Source organism: Mesorhizobium sp. WSM4847, assembly GCF_055811335.1.
The window spans coordinates 129,682-130,460 of the sequence record NZ_JBVVPY010000005.1; the positions used below are offsets into that span (position 1 = coordinate 129,682).

Consider the following 779-nt stretch of genomic DNA (forward strand, 5'->3'; position numbering starts at 1 on the left):
GCGCTCGAAGACGATCTCGCCAAGCTGGCCGAAAGCCGGTCGAGCATCGACGGGCTGGTTGCCGGCCAGGTCGAGAAACTGGCCGAGGGCCGCGACATCCTCAAGCGCGCGCTGGAATCCGATCTCAACACGATCAAGGAGGTCCTATCAGGCCAGTCGGAAAAGCTGGCGGAAGACCGTGATCAGCTCTCGAAGGCGTTGGAAACCGACCTGCAGAGCGTGAACGGCCTTATCTCCGATCACATGAACAGGCTCGCCGCAGATCGCTCGACCCTGTCCCAGGCGCTCGAAGAGGATCTCGCCAAATTGGCGGAAAGCCGGTCGAGCATCGATGGGCTGGTTACCGGGCAGGTCGAGAAACTGGCCGAGGGTCGCGACATTCTCAAGCGCGCGCTCGAGTCCGATCTCAACACGATCAAAAGCGTTATATCGGACCAGTCCGAAAAGCTTGCGGAAGACCGCTCGATCCTGTCGAAGGCGCTCGAAGACGATCTCGCCAAGCTGGCCGAAAGCCGGTCGAGCATCGACGGGCTGGTTGCCGGCCAGGTCGAGAAGCTGGCCGAAGGCCGCGACCTGCTCAGACGCGCATTGGAAGCCGACCTCAATACCATCAAGGGTGTCGTCGCCGATCAGTCTCAGCAGCTGACCGACAATCGCGCAGAGTTCGCGCGGGCGCTGGAGGCCGATCTCGGCGGTGTCAATGGTCTTGTGAACAGCCACGCCGAGAAGCTCATCCAGGACCGCTCAATCCTGTCCAAGGCGCTCGAAGACGATCTCGC

Annotated in this window: 1 pseudogene; it reads left to right on the forward strand. The window is 61.7% G+C overall.

What is annotated here, in order from left to right:
* A pseudogene (locus tag AC0L28_RS08845) lies at positions 1-779 on the forward strand (kinesin); the annotation flags it as partial.